Genomic DNA, 16,457 nt, shown 5'->3' with positions numbered 1-16,457 from the left:
CCGCCTGCCGCTCTGATGAACAGGCCCTGTTTCAAAATTGGAAGAGGCAGGGCTTGGGTAGGTGTTGCCTTTTTACGGCCGGTACGGTGTAGTTGCACTGTTTTTCTTCAAATTTTTTTGCATCATCTACTTGACTTCGTACCATTGGACTTACCGTGGTACAGTTTATGATACCACGTTTCGGGAGGTTTGTAAAGTTACTTCTGTGTTACAGTTTTCGCGGTTATATTACAGGCAAGTTACGTCTCGCGCTCTCCGAGTGCCTTTCCGATGCCGATATCGGCGCAGACGAGCGCGCCGCAGAACGGTTTCGAGGCTTTCGCGAAGTGCAGCGGCTTGGTGCAGTCGAACGTCACGGTCGCGTCAGCCTGCACCGCGCCCTCCGCGACCTCGCCGCTGTCGGCGCTGACGCCGCTCGGCAGGTCGAGCGCGAGCACAAACGCGCCGCGTTCCCTTTCTCTGCCCATCAGCGCACACGCCGCCGCGCCGCCCGGACGCAGCTCTCCGTGAAACCCCGTGCCGTACAGCGCGTCAACGACCGCATCCGCGCCGAACGCCGCCTGTTCCGTGTCGCGCACGACCTCCGCCGCTGTCTCTGCGAGCCGCGCGAGATTGGTTTTCGCGTCCGCCGTTTTCGGTTCTCCCTCCGCGAGCAGCACGCGCACCTGCACGCCCTCTTTCGCCGCGACGCGCGCCATCACAAAGCCGTCGCCGCCGTTATTGCCCTTTCCTGCGACGATCAGCAGACGCCGGAGCGCCGGAACACGCCGTTTGAGCTCGGCATAGGCCGCGCGGCCCGCATTTTCCATCATCTGTATGTACAGCAGACCGGCCTCATTCGCCGCCCGCTCGCGCTCCTTCATTTCTGCCGCCGTTACCGTTTTCGCCATGTCCCTCGCTCCTTACAGCGGCAGATTTTTGCCGTTGACGCAGGCTTCCTCGTCATCCTCGATCGGAACGAGCAGGCACTTTCTGCCCTCGACGATGCCCGTGCGGATAGAAGCCGCGCGCTCCTCCGGCACATGAAGCTCGATGTTGATGCTGCCGCCCGTCACCCACGGCACATCGTCCTCGTCGGTTTCGTTTGCGGCGTGCTGCGCAAGCTCCTGCTGGAGCACCGCAACCTTCTGCTCGAGCGCAGCAGTGTGCGCGCGGACAGTCCCTTCCTCGACCAGACGGCTGTCCAGCACATTATGCGCCGCCGGAGGCTGCTCGCCGAAGGTATGCGCGTAGGACTTTTCGATCTGCTCGCGCACCTTTTCAGGTACTTCCGCCTCTGCGGCAAGGCCGGAGACCGCCTCCGCCGTCAGCTCGACCGGCGGCAGGCTCTCGTCCTCCTCACGCTCCGCGACCATCGCGCTGATGGTGCGCTGCATCTTGAAGAACGCCTCGTCTGCCTGCTCCTCGTCCTCTCCGAATGCGTCAATCACAACATTTCTGAACGCGAGCTTATCCTCGGCGGCGGTGCGCTGCGAGATGCAGCCGAGCACGTTTTCGATGAACTCCGCGTGCGACGGACGGCCTGTGCGCACATAGTACATCACCGCGTTCACATCGCTGCCGCGGTCGGAGAACGCCGGATAGACAAAGCCGAGGTCAGGCAGGCCGACCACCCAGTCGCGGTCGCGCGCGCCGATGCGGTTTTCGTCCTCCTTGTAGCCGAGCGCAGGCTTGGCCAGATCGACCGGGCAGACCGCACACAGCAGGTACTCGTAGATCTCCTCGGACTCCTCCTGCTCCTCGCCCGAGGTCGCCTTGGACGGCACATCATAGATGTCGTGGTAGACCAGAATGAGGTAGTTGCCGGGATAGCTGTACTCCTCGATGACCTTTTCGTACAGGCGGTCGAGCAGCTCCTCATTGGCGAGCCTGCTGTCGCGCAGGGTCAGCAGATAGGTGCGGCGCTCGTCGGACGCCTCGTTCCGGTCGAACTCCAGCTCAAGCAGATTACTGCCGAGCGTGCCGGAAATGGTCTTTTTCGCAATTTCAAGGTACTTGAAATACTCGTCCTCCTCCAGCTCGGAGAACATATCGGTAAATTTGAGCACGATCTGCTTGCCGCTGTTGACGTAGCAGCCGCACATGCGGTCAAACGTGCACTCTTTCTTTTTCAGCCGGCGGCGCAGCTCCTGCACATCGCCCTTGGTAATATTCATAAGAGCAGTCTCTCCTTATTATATATAGAACACAGGCTGCCGGAAAAGCGTCCGTTCCCCGGCAGTCTATTATATAGTATACTATTTTCCCCGGTACAAACGCAAGCAAAAATCTCTCCGGTCCCTTTTCCCGTTATTTTCTTTTACGGTTCCGCATTTTCCGTCGTTTTGACGTTGAAAAGCGCATCGGTTATGTGCTATACTTACTCTATCTGAGAATATCTGCATCAAACATGGAGTGTATGAAAATATGGCATATGAAAAGAACCGCCGCCGCCCTCCGCAGGAGGATGACGGCACGCTGATCGAGGGCCGCAACGCCGTCCTCGAGACCCTGCGCTCGGGACGCGCAGTGGACAAGATCTTCCTCGCTGAGGGCGCGCATCTCGCAGACGTCGCCGCTGAGGCGAAAAAGCACGGCGTACCGACCGTGACCTGCGACCGCCGCAAGCTCGACCACATGAGCGTCACCGGCACGCATCAGGGCGTCATCGCGCAGACCGCCGCACAGGAATATGTCTCGCTCGACGACATTTTCCGCGTCGCGGAGGAGCGCGGCGAAACGCCGCTCATCGTCGTCTGCGACGGCATTGAGGACCCGCACAACCTCGGCGCGATCATCCGTTCCGCGGAGACCGCCGGTGCGCACGGCGTCATCATCCCCAAGCGCCGCGCCGTCGGTCTGACGGCGTCAGTCGCCCGCTCGGCAGCCGGTGCGCTCGCCTACGTCGGCGTGCACAAGGCAAACAACCTCGCCTCCACCCTCGACGAGCTTAAAGAGCGCGGCGTCTGGCTGTTCGGCGCAGAGGCCGACGGCACGGTAGACCTGTACGAAGCGCCGTTCGACCGCGCGACCGCGATCGTCATCGGCTCGGAGGGTCAGGGCCTCAGCCGCCTGACGCGCGACAAGTGCGACTACATCGTCAGCATCCCCATGCGCGGCCGCGTCAACTCACTCAACGCCTCCAATGCCGCAGCGGTCCTGCTGTTCGAAGCGCTCCGCCGCCGTCTGGGACACTAAACAGATAAAAGAGGTCACATCATGGATAAGAAAGATGAATTTAATCTGGACGAGTTCAAGGATCTGCTGAACGACGTTCCGGATGCCGGTGATTTCGACCTTGAGTCGATCATCGCCGAGGTAGAGGGCCGTGCCCCTGCCGAAACCAAGGTCGAGCCTGCGCACAGCGAGCCGGTACACAGTGAGCCTGCCCCTGCCGCCGCAGAGCCGGCGCGTGAGCAGCCGCCGGTAAAGACTGCGCCGAAAACCAAGAGCAAGGCTGCGCCAGCCGCTCCTGCCGCCGCTCCCGAGGCAGAGCCTGAGAACCCGCGTGCCGCACGCATTGCCGCGCGCGAGGCCAAAGCCGCAGAGCACGAGCAGAAGGCTGCGGAAAAGCGAGCCGAAAAACGTGCTAAGCGCGAGGAAAAGCTCGCGGAACGCGAAGAAAAGCAGGCAGAAAAGGCCGCAAAGGCCGCTGCCGCTCCCCAGAAGGAAAAGGCGGAGCGCGTCTCGCGCAAGCAGGCTCGCGCCGCACGCATCGCCGCCGAGCAGGAGGAGGAGAACGAGGACATCGAGGTGCTCGACCCTGACCAGTCCTTCCGTGTGTTCCGCCGCCGCAGCCGCGGTCTGAACGCGCGCTCCATCCTTGTGCTGATCCTCGCCGCAGCAGCCGCCTACCTGTCGCTCGCGCCGAGCTTCACGCAGCTCCCCCTGCCCTCGCTCGTCGACATTGTCGCAAACCCGACGCTCGGCATCGGCTCGCTGCTCGTCCTGCAGATCCTCGCCATCCTTATCGGCGTCGACATTTTCAGCCTCGGCTTTTCCGAGCTGTTCCACGGCCGTCCGTGCCGCGAGACGCTGGTCTCGGTCGCGATCGTCGCGGCCATCCTGCACAGCGTTTCCCTGCTCGTATTCCCCGAGCAGAACGGTGTCACCACGCCCTACATCGCCGCGTCCATCCTCATGCTCTACGCCATGATGCGCGAGGACCGCGGCCGCTACGCCGCCCGTGCGCGCTCGTACAAGGCAGTCGCGCAGGCCGACCAGCTGCTTGCAGTCTACAGCCATTACGATGACGTTGACGACGCCTGCCGCGCCGCAAAGGGCCCGCTTTTCAACAAAAACGACTTTTTGACCGAGCTGGAACGTCCGGACACCGTAGACCGTTTTTCCATGATCTACGCGCCCCTCGCGCTCGCGCTCAGCATCATTTTCGCGCTCGTCTCCTCTCTCGGCAGAGGTGAGCCGGTCCGCTTCTTCTGGGCGTTCTCGTCCATCACCATCGTCGCCGCTCCGATCGGTCTGCTCTGCGCTTTCGGCGCAGGCTACAAGAACATCGCGCGCCGCCTGCTGGCCTCCGGCGCTGCGCTCGCCGGTGCGCGTCAGGCAAATCTGCTGCGCGGCACGGAGGAGGTCGTGCTCGCGGAGAACGACCTGTTCCCGACCGGCTCGATCGAGCTCGAGAGCATCAAGGCGGTCGGTCAGCTCGACGAAACGCGCATTCTCTCCTGCGCTGCGGCACTCGCAGATGCGGCAGGTCTTGAGCTTGGCCGCGCGCTGAGCGAAGCCGCCCGGGCGCATTCGGCGCTCCCCCTCACCGCCCACGACCTCCGCGTCGTTGACGGCGGTCTGACCGGCCACGTCGGCAGCAGCTACATGGTGCTCGGCACGGGCGCGCTCATGGTCAACATGGGCGTCACCATCCCGGCTGAACGCGACAGTCAGGTCGCGATGTATCTGCTCGCGGATAATCAGCTTGCCGGTGTGATCACGCTGCGCTACCTGCCCACCAAGCACACCTACAAGGCAATGCGTCTGATGCGCCGCATGCACATGAACGCCGTTATCGCCGCACGCGATTTCAACGTTTCCCCGGCGATGGTCGAGGAGGAATTCGATCTGCGCCGCGGCTTCGCCGACCAGCCCGATCCGGCAGGCGTTGCCCGCCTGCTCGACCCGCGCTACGCCAAGGGCGACGCTCCGGCCGCTGTCCTGACCCGCGAGGGCGCAGGCCCGTTCATGCAGGTGCTTCGCTGCGCCGACAAGCTCGCCGGTGCGGTACGCTCTGCGCTGACGCTCAGCACGTTCGCCGGTCTGTTCGGCATGCTGATCGTGTTCTATCTCGTGTTCCAGAACCAGGCAGCCGCGCTGCCCGTACAGCATCTGCTGCTGTACCTGCTCATCTGGTACATTCCGGTATTTGTCATCAATCAGCAGACGCACTGAATACAGTAAGGCTTCGAACTCCTGTTCGGAGCCTTTTTTCTTTACCCTCAGCAGAGGGTATATTTCCGCCGATACAGCGGTGCGCCGCTGAAGGCGACTTTACGCTCGGAGTGAGCGTGCACAATGGCCGCCTTCGGCGGCCGGGAGACGCCGTGCCCACGGCGGAGGGGCAAGAGGGGGCCAAGACACCCTCCGGGTTTCTTATCCCCCTCTTAGCTCCCCCACATCTTCCCTCGGGACGCTCAGCATAGCTTCGCGTCTAAACGGGGGGACGATAGCTCGGTTCCGTGCGTCGGGCAGCTTTTGGGACGCTGTAAGGCCCTGAATTTACTTTGCGTGATTTGCCGCGCATAACAGTGCGCGGCCATCCGGTGCAGAGCGCTTGATTTGCGCTGCGAAAAACTCCGCTTCCATCAAGAGCGTTCTCTTGGAGCAGCAGACGCCCCTGTGGGCCCCCGCTTTTTAGACGCGCGACCGCAGGGAGTCGCGTCCTAAGGAAAGTTTGGGGAGTTAAGAGGGGAAAGAAAACCTTGGTTGTCTTTCCCCTCTTGCCCCCGCCGCCGGGCGGCGGCAATTCGCACGCCATGTCATGGCGAATACCCCCGGCCCGGGAGGGCCATTCTCGCCTGCGGCGGCAGGCCGCCGGAACGGCGGAACCATTTACCCCCTGCTCCCGGGAGGGAGTTTAAGGGGCCGCTGCCCTCGGGAGGGCTTGTTGGCAACATATCTTAAATTCCGACTGTCGCGTACACGATTTTATAAAACTATACAAAAATCTCGCTCCCGGCCCCGCGCCGCGCACGGATTGCAAATGAACGCTTGTGAGAAGCGCGCGAACGTGTTATAATAATGGCATATTCAATCAGATAAGGAGCTTTCGACGTGAAAAATCGTGAGCAAATTCGCAATTTCTCTATTATTGCACATATTGACCACGGCAAATCCACCCTTGCCGACCGTCTGCTCGAGCAGTGCAAGGCGGTCTCCGTCCGCGAGATGGAGGAGCAGCTGCTCGACAACATGGACCTCGAGCGCGAGCGCGGCATCACCATCAAGGCGCGCGCCGTCCGCATGGAATATCAGGCCGACGACGGCAGGACCTACGAGATGAACCTCATCGACACCCCGGGTCATGTCGACTTCAACTACGAGGTCTCCCGCTCTCTCGCGGCCTGCGAGGGCGCGCTGCTCGTCGTCGATGCGGCGCAGGGCATCGAGGCACAGACCCTCGGCAACACCTACCTCGCCATCGACGCCGGACTTGAAGTCGTGCCGGTCATCAACAAGATCGACCTGCCGGCCGCCGACGCGCCGCGCGTCAAGAAGGAGATCGAGGACATCATCGGCATCCCGGCCGAGGACTCCCCCGAGATCTCCGCGAAAATGAACATCAACATCCACGAGGTCCTCGAGCGCATCGTCTCCGACGTTCCGGCGCCTGTCGGCGACCCCGATGCGCCGCTCCGCGCGCTCATCTTCGACAGCCAGTACGACCCCTACAAGGGCGTTATCGTTTATATGCGCCTGCTCGACGGTACCATCCGCCCGGGTATGAAGGTCAAAATGATGGCGACCGGCGCCGAGTTTCAGGTGCTCGAATGCGGCTATATGCTGCCGTTCGGCCTGTCTCCGCAGCAGGAGCTGTGCGCGGGCGAGGTCGGCTACTTCACTGCCTCCATCAAAAAGGTCTCGGACACCCGTGTCGGCGATACCGTCACCGAGTCCGACCGCCCCACACCTGAGGCGCTCCCCGGCTACCGTCCGGCGCGCCCCATGGTTTTCTGCGGCATCTATACTGAGGACGGCTCCAAGTATCCTGATCTGCGCGATGCACTTGAAAAGCTCCAGCTGAACGATGCCGCGCTGTCCTTCGAGCCGGAAAGCTCGGTCGCGCTCGGCTTTGGCTTCCGCTGCGGCTTCCTCGGCATGCTCCACATGGAGATCATTCAGGAGCGCCTCGAGCGCGAATTCGACCTCGACCTTGTCACCACGCTCCCCTCCGTCACCTATGAGATCGTCAAGACCGACGGCACGGTCGTCCAGTGCCACAATCCGCACGATTACCCCGACCCGGCGGTCATCGAGGAGGCGCGCGAGCCCTACGTCAAGGCCTCCATCATGACGCCGCAGGAGTTCGTCGGCAACATCATGCCGATGTGCCAGGACCGCCGCGGCATCTTCAAGGATATGCAGTACCTCGACGCAAATCTCGTCGAGCTGCACTACGAAATGCCGACCGGCGAGATCATCTACGACTTTTTCGACGCGCTCAAGGCACGCACCAAGGGTTATGCGTCGCTCGACTACGAATTTCTCGACTATCGAAAGAGCGACCTCGTCAAGGTCGATATGCTGCTCAACGGCGATCAGGTCGACGCGCTCTCGTTCATCGTCCACCGCGACAAGGCCTACGGCCGCGCACGCCGCATCTGCGAAAAGCTCAAGGAGAACATCCCGCGTCAGCTGTTCGAGGTACCCATTCAGGCGGCCATCGGCGGCAAGGTCATCGCACGCGAGACCGTAAAGGCGATGCGCAAGGACGTTCTCGCCAAGTGCTACGGCGGCGATATCACCCGAAAGAAAAAGCTGCTCGAAAAGCAGAAGGAAGGCAAAAAGAAGATGCGTGCGCTCGGCACGGTCCAGATGCCGACCGAGGCCTTCATGGCCGTGCTCAAGCTGGACGAGGAGTCATGATCACGCCCCGCCCGCTCGGCCTGTATCTGCATATCCCGTTCTGCGTGAAAAAGTGCGCCTACTGCGACTTTTATTCGATCACGGACGCCTCGCGCATGGACGCCTACACGGACGCCCTCATCCGCTCCATCCACGAGTACGGCGAAAAAAGCGCAGGCCGCACGACCGACACGGTCTACCTCGGCGGCGGCACGCCGTCGTATCTGGGCGGCGCGCGTCTCGAATGCATCCTTCACGCGGTCCGCGAGAGCTTTGCTCTGGCAGAGGACACGGAAATAACGGTCGAATGCAACCCGGAGAGCACGGACGCAGTGCTCCTTGACGCGCTGCGGCGCGGCGGTGCAAACCGGCTTTCCTTCGGCGTGCAGGCCGCGCATGATAACGAGCTGCGCCGCATCGGGCGCATCCACGACTTTGCGAGGGCAAGGAGTGCCGTTCTGCTCGCACACGAGCACGGCTTTTCCAACATCAGTCTGGATCTGATGTACGGTCTGCCCGGTCAGACGCAGGATATGTTCCTCGACTCGCTCACGCAGTGCCTTGCGCTTCAGCCGACGCACCTTTCCTGCTACGGCCTCAAGCTCGAGCCTATGACGGAAATGGGACGCGAGGCTCCCGTCCTCCCTGACGATGACGCGCAGGCGGACACCTATCTCGCCCTGTGCCGCGTCCTGCGTCAGCACGGCTTTGAACACTATGAGATCTCGAATTTTGCCCTGCCCGGCTTCCGCTCGCGGCACAACAGCAAATACTGGGATCTTTCCGAATACATCGGTCTCGGCCCGGGCGCCCACTCGCTTTTTGACGGGCGCAGATTTGCATTCCCGCGCGACATCGCCGGCTTCACAGACGGCACGGCCGCCGTGCGGAACGAGGAGGAAGTCCCCGACTTCGAACGGCAGAACGAGTACCTTATGCTTCGTCTGCGCACCTCGGACGGCGTGGAGCTCCGCGACCTCGAGGAACGCTACCATGTCGACCCCGCCCCTTATGAGGCCGTGTTCCGCGCACTGGCAAAGCCCGGTCTGACCGAACAGAACGGCACGCGCTGGCATCTGACCGATGCGGGCTTTCTCGTCTCGAACAGCATCATCAATATGATAACCGACGCTGCTTCCCGTTGAATGCTATATACACGTCAGCAAAAAATTCACATATACGCAAAATGGAGGAACTATTATGCGCGCAGTAATCACAGTAACCGGCAAGGACCGCACCGGCATCATCGCCAAGATCTCGAACACGCTCTATGAGCATCAGGTCAACATCGTCGACATCTCCCAGAACGTCATGGAGGATATGTTCGCCATGGTCATGCTCGTGAACATCGACAAGTGCACCGTAGACTTCAACAGCCTGATCGACCTGCTCGACAGGGACGGCGAGGAGCTCGGCATGAAGATCCACACCATGCACGAGGACATCTTCGACGCGATGCACAAAATCTGAGCCGTTTCGGGCAAGCGAGGTTTAACTGAATTATGTCTATGATCAACACAAAAGATATTCTGGAAACCATTAAGATGATCGAGGAGGAGCACCTGGACATCCGCACGATCACGATGGGCATTTCGCTGCGCGATCTCGCGGCGGACGACATCAATGTGCTCGCGGACAAGGTCTACGACAAGGTAACGCGCCGTGCAGAAAAGCTCGTCGCGACCGGCGAGCAGATCGAGCGCGAGCTCGGCATCCCGATCATCAACAAGCGTATTTCCGTCACCCCGATCGCCATGGTCGGCGCGACCTCCTCGGCAAACAGCTATGTTCCGCTCGCGAAGGCGCTCGACCGCGCCGCCGAGACCACCGGCGTCAACTTTGTCGGCGGCTTCTCTGCGCTCGTGCAGAAGGGCTTCGCCAAGGGCGACGAGATCCTCATCAACTCCATTCCGGAGGCTATGGCGGAGACCAATCTGGTCTGCTCCTCGGTCAACGTCGCCTCCACCAAGGCCGGCGTCAACCTCGACGCGATCGGTCTGATGGGCCGCATCATCAAGCAGACCGCAGAGCTGACGAAGGACAACGACTCCATGGGCTGCTCCAAGCTGGTCGTTTTCGCCAACGCCGTAGACGACAACCCGTTCATGGCGGGCGCGTTCCACGGCATCGGTGAGCCGGAGACCGTCATCAACGTCGGCGTTTCCGGTCCGGGCGTTGTCCAGTCGGCCATCCGCCGCGCAGGCGACTGCTCGATCGGTGAGGTCGCGGACGTCATCAAGAAAACTGCGTTCAAGATCACCCGCATGGGTCAGCTCGTCGGCGCGCTCGCAAGCCAGCGTCTCGGCGTGCCGTTCGGCATCGTCGACCTGTCCCTCGCGCCGACCCCGGCCATCGGCGACTCGGTCGCACGCATTCTGGAGGAAGTCGGTCTCGAGGTCTGCGGCGGCTGCGGCACGACCGCGATCCTCGCCATGCTGAACGACGCGGTCAAGAAGGGCGGCGTCATGGCGTCCTCGAGTGTCGGCGGTCTGTCCGGCGCTTTCATCCCGGTCTCCGAGGACGAAGGCATGATCGCGGCCGCACAGGCGGGCGCGCTCACGCTCGAAAAGCTCGAGGCCATGACCGCAGTCTGCTCGGTCGGCATCGACATGGTAGCCGTTCCGGGCGACACCACCGCGGAGGTCATCTCCGGCCTGATCGCGGACGAGATCGCCATCGGCGTTGTCAACACCAAGACCACCGCCGTCCGCGTCATCCCTGCCATCGGCAAGAAGGTCGGCGACATGGTCGAGTTCGGCGGCCTGCTCGGCGCCGCTCCGATCATGCCCATCAAGACCGGCTCCCCGGCGAAGTTCATTAACCGCGGCGGCCGCATCCCGGCCCCGATCCAGAGCCTCAAGAACTGATTTTACAGTCAGAGTAAAACTGCCTCATCCGCGCAGCGCGACCCTCAGGGTTTGCGCTGCGCGGATATTTTTTGCAGTCAGCAAAAAAAGTTCTTGCATTTTGCCTCGTGCGGCGTTATACTGTACCCAGAACGAGCGGCAAGCCGCTCCTCCCCATCGCAAAACCGAATACCATGTTCTTCAGGGCAGGGTGAGATTCCCTACCGGCGGTAAAGCCCGCGAGCGAGTGTCGATTTCCGGCATGAGCATGATCTGGTGAAACTCCAGAGCCGACAGTAAAGTCTGGATGAAAGAAGAATGCACGGAAAATATTTTCCGTTTATTTACTGTTCTGAAATGTCGTTTGATGTTTCAGACTTTTTGTTTTTACGACAAATTCACTGCATTTTCCACGTCCCGAGGAATTCTCCCCGGGACGTTTTTATTTTTCACCGAGGTGATTTTGATGCCGGATCAAAAAGAATATTATATGCGCCGTGCTCTGGCGCTCGCCGCACGCGGCGCGGGTCATGTAGACCCCAACCCCATGGTCGGCTGCGTCATCGTCAAGGACGGCCGCATCATCGCTGAGGGCTGGCACGAGCACATCGGCGGCCTTCACGCCGAGCGCAACGCCTTCGCGCACTGCACCGAGGATGCAGCCGGAGCCGATCTTTACGTCACGCTGGAGCCGTGCTGCCACTGGGGTCGCACCCCTCCCTGCACAGACGCGGTCATCGAGCACCGCATCCGCCGCGTGTTCGTCGGCTGTCTCGACCCCAATCCTCTCGTCGCCGGAAAGGGTGCGCAGATCCTGCGCGATGCCGGCATCGAGGTCGAAACCGGCGTGTGCGAAGCCGAGTGCCGCGAGATCAACGAGGTGTTTTTCCACTATATTACCCACAAGACCCCGTTCGTCGTACTCAAGTACGCGATGACGCTCGACGGCAAGATCGCCGCCCACACCGGCGACAGCCGCTGGGTCACGGGCGAAGCCGCGCGGCGTCACGTTCACGAAACGCGAAACCGCCTGTCCGGCATCATGGTCGGCGTCGGCACCGTGCTCGCGGACGATCCGCTCCTCACCTGCCGCATCGACGGCGGCCGCAATCCCGTCCGCATCGTCTGCGACAGCCACGCACGCACGCCGCTCGGCAGCCAGCTCGTGCAGACGGCAAATGAAATTCCGACTTACGTCGCGGTCACGGCGCGCAGCGAGCGCACGGCGGCGCTCGAAGAAAAGGGCGTGCGCATTCTGGTCTGCGGCGAGACGGACGGTCACGTTGACCTCACCGACCTGATGCAGCAGCTCGGCAGCGCCGGCATCAACGGCATCCTGCTCGAGGGCGGCTCATCGCTCGCCTTCTCGGCGCTGAAGGCCGGTATCGTCCGCCGCGTGCAGGCGTACATCGCCCCCAAGCTGATCGGCGGTGAGGACGCGAAGAGCCCGGTCGGCGGCGAAGGTCTCGCAAAAATGGCGGACGCGCTCGCGCTGAAAAACGTCCGAAGCATGCCGCTCGGCGAAGATTTCCTGATCGAAGGGAGATTATGATTTGTTTACAGGCATTATTGAAGAAATCGGCACGGTTCGCCGCATCGAGCACGGCGCGAAAGGCGCGCGGCTGACAATACAGGCGAAAACCGTGCTCGAGGATACCAGAATAGGCGACAGCATCGCGACGAACGGCGTGTGTCTGACCGTGGTCTCCATGACGGGCGACAGCTTTTCCGCCGATGTCATGGCGGAGAGCCTGCGGCGCTCGTCGCTCGGCACGCTTCAGGGCGGCTCGCCGGTCAATCTTGAGCGCGCGATGGCGGCAAACGGCCGCTTCGGCGGTCACATCGTCTCCGGCCACATCGACGGCACGGGCACGATCGCCTCGCAGAAGCGCGAGGACAACGCGGTCTGGGTCAAGATCAAGACCCCTGCTCCCCTGCTGCGCTACATCGTCGAAAAAGGCTCGATCGCCATTGACGGCGTAAGCTTGACGGTCGCGGCAGTGACGGACACGGACTTCTCGGTCTCCATCATTCCGCACACCGGCGCACAGACCATCCTACTCGGCAAAAAGCCGGGCGACCCGGTGAACCTCGAATGCGACGTCATCGGAAAATATGTTGAAAAGCTCACTGCGCCGCACAAAACCGGCGGAATCAGCACGAATTTTCTTGCAGAAAACGGATTTCTGTAATCAACGGAGGAATTAACATGGCAGCAAACTACAGCACGATCGAGCAGGCTCTTGAGGAGCTGCGCGCCGGTCATCTCATCATGGTCATCGACGACCCCGACCGCGAGAACGAGGGCGACCTCATCTGCGCGGCGCAGTTCGCGACCACTCAGAACGTCAACTTCATGGCGGCGAAGGCCAAGGGCCTCATCTGCACGCCGATGAGCGAGCAGGTCGCAAAGCACCTCGGCCTCGAGCAGATGGTCAAGGTCAACACCGACAACCACCACACCGCCTTCACGGTCTCCATTGACCATGTCGACACCACGACCGGCATTTCCGCAGAGGAACGTGGCCTCACCTGCCGCAAGTGCGTCGACCCGAACACCCGGCCGGAGGATCTGCGCCGTCCGGGTCACGTATTCCCGCTCATCGCGCGCCGCGGCGGCGTGCTGACGCGCAACGGCCACACGGAGGCGACCGTTGATCTGTGCCGTCTGGCCGGTCTGGAGCAGTGCGGTCTGTGCTGCGAGATCATGCGCGACGACGGCACGATGATGCGCACCGCCGAGCTGCTCGACAAGGCCGAGGAGTGGGGTCTCGCCGTCATCACCATCAAGGATCTTCAGGACTACTGCCGCCGCCATGACAAGCACGTCGTGCGCGAGGCGAACGCCAAGATGCCCACCCGCTTCGGCGAGTTCCGCATCATGGGCTACGTCAACGACCTGACCGGCGAGCATCATGTCGCGCTCGTCAAGGGCGACATCGGCGACGGCCGCGATCTGCTCTGCCGCGTGCACTCCGAGTGCCTGACCGGCGACGTATTCGGCTCGCGCCGCTGCGACTGCGGCCAGCAGCTTGCCGCTGCAATGCAGCAGATCGAGAAGGAAGGCCGCGGCGTACTGCTCTATATGCGCCAGGAGGGCCGCGGCATCGGCCTGATCAACAAGCTCAAGGCCTACGAGCTTCAGGAGCAGGGCTTCGACACGGTCGAGGCGAACGTCAAGCTCGGCTTCGCGCCCGACCTGCGCGAATACTGGATCGGCGCGCAGATCCTGCAGGACCTCGGCGCAAAGGAGCTGCGTCTGCTGACCAACAATCCGGAAAAGATCTACGGTCTGGACGGCTTCGGCGTCGAGATCAAGGAGCGCGTCCCGATCGAGATCGCGCCGCAGGAGGACGATGCGTTCTATCTGCGCACGAAAAAGATCAAAATGGGCCATCTGTTCAGCGAAAAGCTGTGATTTTCAATAACTGACTGAAATTATCTGAAAGGACGAACAAAAATGAAGGTACTCGAAGGAAAACTGGTAGCAGGCAAGGGCAAATTTGCGATCGTTGGCGCTCGCTTCAACGAATTCATCGTCTCCAAGCTGATTTCCGGCGCGGAGGACACGCTGGTCCGCCACGGCGTAGACACGGACGACATCACGCTTGTCTGGGTTCCGGGCGCATTTGAGATTCCGCTGGCAGCGCAGAAGCTCGCGCAGAGCGGCAAGTATGACGCAGTCATCTGCCTCGGCGCGGTCATCCGCGGCTCGACGAGCCACTACGAGCTGGTATGCAGCGAGACGGCCAAGGGCATCGCGCAGGTTGGCCTCCAGACCGGCGTACCGGTAACGTTCGGCGTCATCACCACCGAGAACATCGAGCAGGCGATCGAGCGTGCAGGCACGAAGGCGGGCAACAAGGGCGCAGACGCGGCGATGGCGGCGCTGGAGCTGGTCAATCTGCTGCTGCAGATTTGACTCTAAGGGGGACGCTGTCCCCCTTAGATACGCCCCCGGTTCCGGAGAAACCGGGGGCGATAACCCCCTCTCGTCCGCACAGCGGACGAGGCCGCGCCGCCGCGGCGCGGGCAGAGGAATAAAAGTCCGGCAGAGCTGGACTTTTATGGAGGTTTTTATGCGGCGCACTGCGGAGCGCCTGTCCTACCTGTTTTGCCGGAGGCAAAATGCGGCAGGAGATTGCGCCCGGAGGGCGCGAAAAGGCACGCCTTTGGCGTGCCTTTTCCATTATTTTCTCGCTGTTTCCTTTTTATTCTTGCTTGCCTGTTCCTTTATATAATGTATATTCCTGTTGCTCTGTATGAGCTGTAAAATATAACCGCTGCATTTCTGCGGCGGTTATATTGAGATTATATATGATTTTTGCCGGGGAGCTGCTTCCTTACTCGATATTCAGTGCTTCGCGCAGAACGTGCAGGCTTGCAAGGTGGCCGTCGAGCATGGAAAGCGTCAGATCCTCCATTTCGAGCGAAACCTCCTCGTCATAGCCCGACATGCGGACGACCGAGAAGAACTCCTTCCACCACTTTGCGTCGTGGCCTGCGCCGACGGCGACATAGTTCCACGCGCGGCGTGCGAAGGCGTCGATCGGCTTGGTATCGAGCATACCGTTCGGCTGCCAATAGCGGCGCTCCGGGCGCGAATCCTTGCCGTGGATATGATAGATCGCGCCGTGCTCGCCGAGCACACGCGCCGCCTCGATCGGGTCGCCGCCCATCCAGAACAGATGGCTCGGGTCGAGGTTCATACCGACCATCGGGCCGACCGCCTCGCGCAGGCGGAGCAGCGTCTCCGGATTGTACACAAGCTGCATACCGTGATTTTCGAGCGCGATCCGCTCGATGCCGCAGTCCTCCGCCATCTTTACGATGTCCTTCCATACCGGGATCGCGACTTCGTTCCACTGATAATCGAGGATTTCCTGCGTCTCGGGCGGCCACGAGGTCGTGATCCAGACCGGAGTCTTATCGCCCCTGCATCCGGCCGGCAGGCCGCTCATCATGACGATTTTCTTGACACCGAGCATCTGCGCGAGCTCGAACGTCTTTTTCGTGACGTCCATTTCCTTTTCATAGGCGAGCGGATTTCCCGAGCAGTTAAGCGCACACAGCTCGAGGCCCTTCGCGCGCATCGCGTCATACCATTTTTCCCGCGCGGTCCTGTCGCTCACAAGCAGGTCGAGGTCGCAGTGCGGCGCGCCCGACCAGTTGCCCGTGCCGATCTCGATCGCGGCTATCTTCTGAGATACGCAGAAATCAAGCATCTCCTCATACGGCATATCCAATGTGCAGGTCTTAATGGCCAGTTTCATTTTGAATTTCCTTCTCTCGTTCTTTGCAGTTTGGATCTTCAAAGGGAGATGCGCGTTTTTCGCAGGACTTCCTTCACAAAAAAACGCAGACTACCCCCTATATCATCAAGGCAATTTTACCATACTGTAACCTGAATATGCAAGAGACAATCTCATAATATGCCCAAATTCTTCTCTCTCCTGCCTCGAAAAACTGCGAATTATGTCCAGAAAAGCATCAATTTGCACAATGCACAGAAAGCAGTTTTTATATCCTCGACACGTTATTGTCAACCTGCACAAA

At 61.0% G+C, this 16,457-nt stretch carries 13 protein-coding genes and 1 riboswitch; of the genes, 10 read left to right on the top strand and 3 right to left on the bottom strand.

From position 1 onward, the window contains the following. Positions 1 to 239 precede the first annotated feature (239 nt). Together H8S02_RS04925 and H8S02_RS04920 are read right to left on the bottom strand one after the other, a co-directional pair. Entirely contained in the window at positions 240 to 890 is a 651-nt protein-coding gene (locus tag H8S02_RS04925) for an NAD(P)H-hydrate epimerase (RefSeq protein WP_186969567.1), read from the bottom strand. A gap of 12 nt (positions 891 to 902) precedes the next feature. Then, positions 903 to 2,156: a DUF4317 domain-containing protein gene (locus H8S02_RS04920; RefSeq protein WP_186969566.1), complete on the bottom strand. Its 1,254-nt coding sequence runs from the start codon at positions 2,154 to 2,156 to the stop codon at positions 903 to 905. A gap of 250 nt (positions 2,157 to 2,406) precedes the next feature. Here H8S02_RS04920 and rlmB point away from each other — a divergent pair, with 250 nt between their 5' ends. The 10 genes from rlmB (at position 2,407) to ribH (ending at position 14,823) form a co-directional block, all read left to right on the top strand. Next, positions 2,407 to 3,177: a 23S rRNA (guanosine(2251)-2'-O)-methyltransferase RlmB gene (gene rlmB / locus H8S02_RS04915; protein WP_186969565.1), complete on the top strand. Its 771-nt coding sequence runs from the start codon at positions 2,407 to 2,409 to the stop codon at positions 3,175 to 3,177. 21 nt (positions 3,178 to 3,198) lie between these two features. Further along, positions 3,199 to 5,382 (top strand): hypothetical protein, encoded by a 2,184-nt coding sequence (locus H8S02_RS04910; RefSeq protein ID WP_186969564.1) that lies wholly within the window; start codon positions 3,199 to 3,201, stop codon positions 5,380 to 5,382. Between the two features lie 882 nt (positions 5,383 to 6,264). Beyond that, the gene (gene lepA, locus H8S02_RS04905) at positions 6,265 to 8,076 is read left to right on the top strand and encodes a translation elongation factor 4 (RefSeq protein ID WP_186969563.1); all 1,812 of its coding nucleotides are present in this window, start codon (positions 6,265 to 6,267) and stop codon (positions 8,074 to 8,076) included. Beyond that, positions 8,073 to 9,200 carry a radical SAM family heme chaperone HemW gene (gene hemW / locus H8S02_RS04900; protein WP_186969562.1) on the top strand — a complete coding sequence of 376 codons (1,128 nt, stop codon included), beginning with the start codon at positions 8,073 to 8,075 and terminating at the stop codon, positions 9,198 to 9,200. Before lepA ends, hemW begins: the two co-directional genes overlap by 4 nt. A 55-nt stretch (positions 9,201 to 9,255) precedes the next feature. Further along, on the top strand, positions 9,256 to 9,525 hold the full coding sequence (locus H8S02_RS04895) for an ACT domain-containing protein (RefSeq protein WP_186969561.1): 270 nt from the start codon (positions 9,256 to 9,258) through the stop codon (positions 9,523 to 9,525). A gap of 38 nt (positions 9,526 to 9,563) precedes the next feature. Further along, positions 9,564 to 10,922: a PFL family protein gene (locus tag H8S02_RS04890; protein ID WP_186969560.1), complete on the top strand. Its 1,359-nt coding sequence runs from the start codon at positions 9,564 to 9,566 to the stop codon at positions 10,920 to 10,922. A gap of 172 nt (positions 10,923 to 11,094) precedes the next feature. Next, a riboswitch (FMN riboswitch) is annotated at positions 11,095 to 11,224 on the top strand. Positions 11,225 to 11,367: 143 nt separating this feature from the next. After that, entirely contained in the window at positions 11,368 to 12,453 is a 1,086-nt protein-coding gene (ribD, locus tag H8S02_RS04885; protein WP_186969559.1) for a bifunctional diaminohydroxyphosphoribosylaminopyrimidine deaminase/5-amino-6-(5-phosphoribosylamino)uracil reductase RibD, read from the top strand. A 1-nt stretch (position 12,454) separates the two neighbouring features. Continuing rightward, the gene (locus tag H8S02_RS04880; RefSeq protein ID WP_186969558.1) at positions 12,455 to 13,093 is read left to right on the top strand and encodes a riboflavin synthase; all 639 of its coding nucleotides are present in this window, start codon (positions 12,455 to 12,457) and stop codon (positions 13,091 to 13,093) included. A 17-nt stretch (positions 13,094 to 13,110) separates the two neighbouring features. Beyond that, a complete protein-coding gene (locus tag H8S02_RS04875; RefSeq protein ID WP_186969557.1) occupies positions 13,111 to 14,319 on the top strand; it encodes a bifunctional 3,4-dihydroxy-2-butanone-4-phosphate synthase/GTP cyclohydrolase II in 1,209 nt (402 codons plus the stop codon). A gap of 42 nt (positions 14,320 to 14,361) precedes the next feature. Continuing rightward, entirely contained in the window at positions 14,362 to 14,823 is a 462-nt protein-coding gene (ribH, locus tag H8S02_RS04870; RefSeq protein WP_186969556.1) for a 6,7-dimethyl-8-ribityllumazine synthase, read from the top strand. Between the two features lie 421 nt (positions 14,824 to 15,244). On the opposite strand, the gene H8S02_RS04865 is transcribed toward ribH, so the two are convergent. Continuing rightward, on the bottom strand, positions 15,245 to 16,174 hold the full coding sequence (locus H8S02_RS04865) for a sugar phosphate isomerase/epimerase family protein (protein ID WP_118686179.1): 930 nt from the start codon (positions 16,172 to 16,174) through the stop codon (positions 15,245 to 15,247). Between the last annotated feature and the right edge of the window lie 283 nt (positions 16,175 to 16,457).

The organism is Agathobaculum hominis (genome assembly GCF_014288055.1).
GTDB classification, from domain to species: domain Bacteria; phylum Bacillota; class Clostridia; order Oscillospirales; family Butyricicoccaceae; genus Agathobaculum; species Agathobaculum hominis.
Note: the sequence above shows the minus strand (reverse complement) of the source record. Positions and strands in the feature narration are given on the sequence as shown.

Coding starts and splice junctions, on each gene's coding strand:
- H8S02_RS04925 (WP_186969567.1), bottom strand. CDS start 890: ATGGCGAAAACGGTAACGGCGGCAGAAATGAAGGAGCGCGAGCGGGCG.
- hemW (WP_186969562.1), top strand. CDS start 8,073: ATGATCACGCCCCGCCCGCTCGGCCTGTATCTGCATATCCCGTTCTGC.
- H8S02_RS04910 (WP_186969564.1), top strand. CDS start 3,199: ATGGATAAGAAAGATGAATTTAATCTGGACGAGTTCAAGGATCTGCTG.
- H8S02_RS04920 (WP_186969566.1), bottom strand. CDS start 2,156: ATGAATATTACCAAGGGCGATGTGCAGGAGCTGCGCCGCCGGCTGAAA.
- H8S02_RS04865 (WP_118686179.1), bottom strand. CDS start 16,174: ATGAAACTGGCCATTAAGACCTGCACATTGGATATGCCGTATGAGGAG.
- H8S02_RS04890 (WP_186969560.1), top strand. CDS start 9,564: ATGATCAACACAAAAGATATTCTGGAAACCATTAAGATGATCGAGGAG.
- H8S02_RS04895 (WP_186969561.1), top strand. CDS start 9,256: ATGCGCGCAGTAATCACAGTAACCGGCAAGGACCGCACCGGCATCATC.
- ribH (WP_186969556.1), top strand. CDS start 14,362: ATGAAGGTACTCGAAGGAAAACTGGTAGCAGGCAAGGGCAAATTTGCG.
- H8S02_RS04875 (WP_186969557.1), top strand. CDS start 13,111: ATGGCAGCAAACTACAGCACGATCGAGCAGGCTCTTGAGGAGCTGCGC.
- rlmB (WP_186969565.1), top strand. CDS start 2,407: ATGGCATATGAAAAGAACCGCCGCCGCCCTCCGCAGGAGGATGACGGC.
- ribD (WP_186969559.1), top strand. CDS start 11,368: ATGCCGGATCAAAAAGAATATTATATGCGCCGTGCTCTGGCGCTCGCC.